The 5,227-nt window shown below is 40.4% G+C and carries 6 protein-coding genes; 3 read left to right on the top strand and 3 right to left on the bottom strand.

Annotation, left to right across the window (positions count from 1 at the left end):
* Window positions 1–234: 234 nt before the first annotated feature.
* Window positions 235–2,241 carry a leucine-rich repeat domain-containing protein gene (locus tag ACO4PX_RS08380; protein WP_485572263.1) on the bottom strand — a complete coding sequence of 669 codons (2,007 nt, stop codon included), beginning with the start codon at window positions 2,239–2,241 and terminating at the stop codon, window positions 235–237.
* Window positions 2,242–2,357: 116 nt separating this feature from the next.
* On the opposite strand from ACO4PX_RS08380, the gene ACO4PX_RS08385 reads away from it, so the two are divergent.
* Window positions 2,358–3,140, top strand: a complete 783-nt coding sequence (locus tag ACO4PX_RS08385) for a hypothetical protein (protein ID WP_485572264.1) — start codon at window positions 2,358–2,360, stop codon at window positions 3,138–3,140.
* A gap of 75 nt (window positions 3,141–3,215) precedes the next feature.
* Here ACO4PX_RS08385 and ACO4PX_RS08390 read toward each other — a convergent pair whose 3' ends face one another.
* Window positions 3,216–3,815 (bottom strand): DNA-3-methyladenine glycosylase I, encoded by a 600-nt coding sequence (locus ACO4PX_RS08390; RefSeq protein ID WP_485572265.1) that lies wholly within the window; start codon window positions 3,813–3,815, stop codon window positions 3,216–3,218.
* Between the two features lie 145 nt (window positions 3,816–3,960).
* Here ACO4PX_RS08390 and relB point away from each other — a divergent pair, with 145 nt between their 5' ends.
* Together relB and ACO4PX_RS08400 are read left to right on the top strand one after the other, a co-directional pair.
* Window positions 3,961–4,182 (top strand): type II toxin-antitoxin system RelB family antitoxin, encoded by a 222-nt coding sequence (gene relB, locus ACO4PX_RS08395; RefSeq protein ID WP_304070594.1) that lies wholly within the window; start codon window positions 3,961–3,963, stop codon window positions 4,180–4,182.
* Window positions 4,179–4,448, top strand: a complete 270-nt coding sequence (locus ACO4PX_RS08400; RefSeq protein WP_485572266.1) for a type II toxin-antitoxin system RelE family toxin — start codon at window positions 4,179–4,181, stop codon at window positions 4,446–4,448. The genes relB and ACO4PX_RS08400 overlap by 4 nt, the downstream gene beginning before the upstream one ends.
* Before the next feature lie 8 nt (window positions 4,449–4,456).
* On the opposite strand, the gene ACO4PX_RS08405 is transcribed toward ACO4PX_RS08400, so the two are convergent.
* Window positions 4,457–5,227, bottom strand: a 771-nt coding sequence (locus tag ACO4PX_RS08405) for an Ltp family lipoprotein (protein ID WP_485572267.1), incomplete at its 5' end; no start/stop codon positions are given.

Below are 5,227 nucleotides of genomic sequence, written 5' to 3' on the forward strand. Positions count from 1 at the left end.
AGGCCGCCCATCTTTTTCAGGATTTTGTTGAGCGTTGCGGAGCCAGCATTTGCAAGGATTTAAGAGGCATAGGCAAAGAAAAGCCTCTTTGCAGCTGCGAAGATTGCATCAAAGAGGCCATTGCTTTACTGTATTAATCTGTATTTTTCTGTATGAGCCAAAGTATTTTGGCGATGAAAGATGATATAGCGGAAACTACGAATTATGATTCGGATGAAGAGTAGTAAAATATTTTTAGAATTCCTCTACAACTTCCACGCTATCCGGCAGGAGCTCCATATTTACAATGGAGTTTCCGGATAGCTTTACTTTTTTCAGATTGGGTAAATTCCGTAATGCGCTGATGTCGGTAATATAGTTATCGGAAATGTCCAGCTCTTCCAGAGTGCTGAGGCCCTCTAAACAATCCAGATTCCCCAGCTTATTTCCACGAAGTCCAAGCTTCTTTATCGCTTTAAAATGGGAGAGAAAGGCTTTGGCATTGGCCGTAAAATTATCGGAATCATCATCCAGATTTTTGATTTCTGCCTGGGTGAGAATCAAGGTCTCCGTAGTGTTGTTATCTTCCATCTTACTAAGGGATAGGGGAATCTGAGGCGTGTGAGCTGAATCAATGACATTTTCATCAAAAATCAGCTCCTTTACTTTGATACCGGAGAATAGCCCACGATAGTCTCTTAAAGTGTATAAAGGATCTCCCAGAATACTCAGTTTTTCAAGGCTTGGTAAGTCTTGTAAAATATTTTCCCAGTCGTTAGATATATAATCCATGGAACCGGAAACTACCAGAGTGCTTAAAGAGTTCATTCCACGAAGGGGCTCGGCGCTTATCTCGTCTCCATCCAGAAAACAGTAGAGACTCTTAATCGAGGGCATATGGGAAAAATGACCGAGATACCTGGAGTTACAAAGAACTTCTTCCAAGGCAGTTAAATTTTGCAAATCCGGTAGGGAAAAGTCATACTGTAGAACGCCCAGATGCAGGCTTTGTAAAGCGCTGAGACCGGCAATGGCGTTTCCATTTGTTAACTCATAACAGCTATCAATGGAAAGCGTGTTTAATGAGGGGTGATTGGCTAAACCGTCTAAAGAGAGTATAGGTACGCTCTCGAGCTCAAGAGACTTTAACTTAGGCATATTTTGGGTAAAGTTTAAATCCTTTACGGACAGTACATGGGATAAGCTGAGATTCTCCATTTGGGGCATACCGGAGAGGACGGAGATATTTTCCAAGGGGGTATCAGAGGAACCCGACAGACTCAGAGTTTTACAATTGCTTAAAGTGGCTAAAGGAGCTAAATCCGCAGAGGTATAAAGGGATAAATTCTCTAAGTTAGGAAAGTGTCTTAAAAAAAGCAGTCCTCCCTCATAGTCAGAATCCACCCTGATGGAAAGGCTTTTCAGGGAAGAAAAGGGTGTGAAAATATCCGTGATATCTTTTGTTTTGTCAGAGGAAATGCTGTAGGGAACAACGTCATCACGGAGGTAAATACCGCTAAGACCGAGTATCTGTTCCGGCTTTGCCAAGCTTAACAAAAGCTCTCGGAAGCCTTCCGAATTGTTTCCTATAGCAGAAAAGTATTTTAACTCTTTTAGATTTTTTAAATCTTGATTGTCTTGACTGTCGCTATCGAAGTCCAGGTCTTGTCCCAGTGCCAGATTTTCCAAACCGGCGAAGGGCTGAATCTCCTGCCGTGGAATGTTTTCCGTAGCAGGAAAATAAAGAGTCTTTTCTTCCACGGGATTTCCCTCTTCATCCAGCTTCTCGGCATAAGAAAAACACCAGTTTTCTTCATCTAAATCTTTTGAGATGGACAGGAATTTTAAGGAATTATAGTCTTCCCTTGTGATTTGAGAAAGATTCTTGGAAAATGCCTTCTCCACAAAGGAAATCACTACCGGATCCTGCACTGTACTGCGATATTGGTCGGTGGGAAGCTCTATTCCGCTAGAAGAAAAGACTGTCTTTAGTAAAATAAATAGAAGGATTGACATCACCACTACTACAGTGCCCACTGCACAGCTTTGCAAAAGATATTTGCCTCGTACGTTGTTTGGAACAGGTCTTTCCTTATTATAATTCACATTTTTTATGGTGATATTTTGGGTAATATCCGGTTTATGAGGCTCCAAATAGACCTTGGTATTACAGAATTTACACTGCACAAATCCTTCCTTCATTCCCTCAGGAACGGATAATTGACCATTGCAGTTAGGACATTGGATTTTGGTGATTTTCATGGATTTCCCTCTTGCTATTTTTAGCTTATATTTTGTAAAATAAATATTATTTTATAAACAAATTAAGTTTACATAATGACTAGGAGATATGCAAGAGGAGAATAGGAGGAAAGTAAATGAGAAGTGTTCTAGGAAATCGTAAGGCGGTATTTGAAGCGGGAGGACGGAAGCTTTGTATTACGGAAGAAGGAATTTCAGTGGAAGGGAAGAAGTCCTTTACCCTTTCTTTTTCCGAGGTGGGAGCGATTCTTCCCATGCGATATTGTAACTCCAATATGCTTTATTCTTTAATTTTCCAGGATCTTCACGGGAAAAATTTAAAGCATCCTGACCTAGAGACCGATACGCAGGGCGGTCATGGGGGACATAATATTGCGGAAACCAAGACCTTGCTTTTGGCCTTTGCCAGAAATAAGTTGGGAGCGGAATTTCCCAATAATATAGACAGTCTGGACATTCCTATCGGCTTTAATTTAAAAGAAAAAGAGATTCGTCTTTCCGGAGGATTTATCACCGGCGCTAAGCACAGTATTCCTTTAAGTGCCATTCGAAGAGTGAAAATGGTAACCAACGGAACCATTTCTCGTTTAGGAATCTATACCAAGGAGAAGGGGGGCTTCTTCGATTTTCCGGATATGGCGATTCCTGCCAATGAATTGACTCTTCCTATTTTGGAAGCTGCCATGACCAGAAACACCGGAGCAGGCATTGATTTTAGCCAGGGAGACGGATTTGCACAAAAAACCTCCGAGTTTATGATTATACGCTTCTTAAGTGCCGAGTTTTTTATCAATGAAGACGGCAGCTTTTCCGGGGAATGGCAGAAGAAAGTTTATGATAGAATCTCTTCCTATGGATATGAGGAGGGAAGCTTGCTGGAGCAGGCTATATTGCTTTAGTAAGAGATACTGTTTTAGGAAATAGCTATAGCCTGAATACAAAGATAGATTTATGAGAGTGCTATAGCCTCCTTATCAAGAGAAAAATGTTTCCTCCACCTCTTCATAAGGATAAGCCCTGCGGAGTGCCTGATAGCAGGGGCAGTCTTCTTCGTGGTCGTTAATAACACCGCAGGCTTGTAAAAAAGAATAGACAATGACGGGGCCGGTATATTGAAAGCCCCGTTTTTTTAAATCCTTACTGATTGCTTCGGAAAGAGCATTTTTCGTCGGCATTTCTCCCTTTTCATGCCCCTGATAACAAAGGCTTTTTCCGCCGGAAAACTTCCAAAGATAGGCATCAAAGCTTCCCTCCTCTTTTTGCAGGACTAAAAATGCCTTGGCATTTTGAATCATGGCTCTGATTTTTCGCTCCGACTTAATCATATTTTCCGTATGCATGATTCTTGCAATATCTTCTTCCGTGAATGCTGCGAGCTTTTCAGGGGAAAAGTTTGCAAAACAGCTTCGAAGAGTTTCTCTTTTTCGAAGAATCAAGGCCCAACTAAGACCGGCCTGCATGGATTCTAAAAGTAAATATTCAAAGAGCTTTTGATCCTCATGGGTGGGTACGCCCCATTCTTTATCGTGGTATGAAATCATTTCTGCACTGCTGTTTTTCCATTGACAAGCCATAACGCCTCCTTTTTGAAAGGATTATAACAGATTCTATTTAGAGTTGATAATAAATAAGTGGAGTAGTATAATGTACTACATAATAAGTTTGTACATACTTTGCATATAAAGTACAGCAAATAATTTTCGAAATAGAGGTAAAAAAATGGCATTTTCAATTCGAATGAATGAGGAGGAAAAAGCACTTGCGGAAAGCTATGCTAAGCTTCATGCAATGTCTTTAGGAGAGGCTTTCAAAAGGGCTTTGTTTGAACGCATTGAAGAGGAGTATGATATTAGCCTTGCCAACGAAGCCTATCAGGAATATAAGAATACCGGCTGTAAATCCAGACCGATTGAGGAGCTATGGAAGGAACTGGATCTATGAGCTACCATGTAGAAACAACTCCTCGATTTGATAAGGAGTTCAAAAAACTGGGCAAATACACGCAACAGATGATCAAATCCTGGATTGGGAAAAATCTGCAAAATTGCGAAAATCCCAGGGCTCATGGAAAAGGGCTTACCGCTAACAAAAGTGGACAATGGCGGTATAGAATCGGAGATTATCGCTTACTCTGTCTTATACAAGATAAAGAGCTGATTATCCTTGCATTGACTGTCGGGCATAGAAGTGATATCTACAGTACCTAGGAGAACATTTATTTTGACTTTTTAAAGCTCCTTAAACTTGCCTTTTCCGCCTCTTTCTTTGTAAATCCTTCATTCATCAGGGCATCTATTAAATCCTCTTTGGAGCTAACGCCGTCCTCCATGTATTCTTTTGCAACAATCTCAGCTTGCTCTATCCAGTTCACGTTAATATGGCTCAGGGCAAAATCCGCTTCCTCTTCCGTGAAGTGGTCGAAAAGCAACTGTGCTTTTAATTTCTCTTTGGAAAACCCGATTTTATGCTTGCAATATTCCTTGGCTTTCTTTCGTGCCTCTTGATTCCAATCTATATTGAGATATTCTATGGCAAACTTTGCATCTTCCAAATCTATATTTTCCACGGTAAGCATTTGCAATAATTCTGTTTGGGATAAGTGCATAGTATCAAGATAGTCTTTTGCAGTTTGGATAGCCTGTACTTGATTTTCGTTTAGGCTTTCCAATGGAGGCTTGGTAGTTTCTTCCTTTGATGATTCCTTACCTGTCGAGACACTATTCTTACTTATTTCTTTGGAATCTACAGAGCTATTCTCCGGGTTAATTTTTTTGGAATCTACCGAACTGTTCTCTATGCTTTCTGAAGAGACCTTCGAAGAACTTTCTACAGTATTCCCTTCTTGATTTTGCTTTGTACAGGAAAGCATAAAAAAGAGAAAGAAAATCACGGTAAGTCGGGTAAAGTATTTGGAAACATGACTCATTTTTGTAACTCCTCGTATTATTAAGTTGTAGCTTTTCTTTACCTGTTCTTGGTAATCAGC

It is taken from the genome of Oribacterium sp. (genome assembly GCF_057249185.1).

Coding starts and splice junctions, on each gene's coding strand:
- relB (WP_304070594.1), top strand. CDS start 3,961: ATGGCATTTTCAATTCGAATGAATGAGGAGGAAAAAGCACTTGCGGAA.
- ACO4PX_RS08400 (WP_485572266.1), top strand. CDS start 4,179: ATGAGCTACCATGTAGAAACAACTCCTCGATTTGATAAGGAGTTCAAA.
- ACO4PX_RS08390 (WP_485572265.1), bottom strand. CDS start 3,815: ATGGCTTGTCAATGGAAAAACAGCAGTGCAGAAATGATTTCATACCAC.
- ACO4PX_RS08385 (WP_485572264.1), top strand. CDS start 2,358: ATGAGAAGTGTTCTAGGAAATCGTAAGGCGGTATTTGAAGCGGGAGGA.
- ACO4PX_RS08380 (WP_485572263.1), bottom strand. CDS start 2,241: ATGAAAATCACCAAAATCCAATGTCCTAACTGCAATGGTCAATTATCC.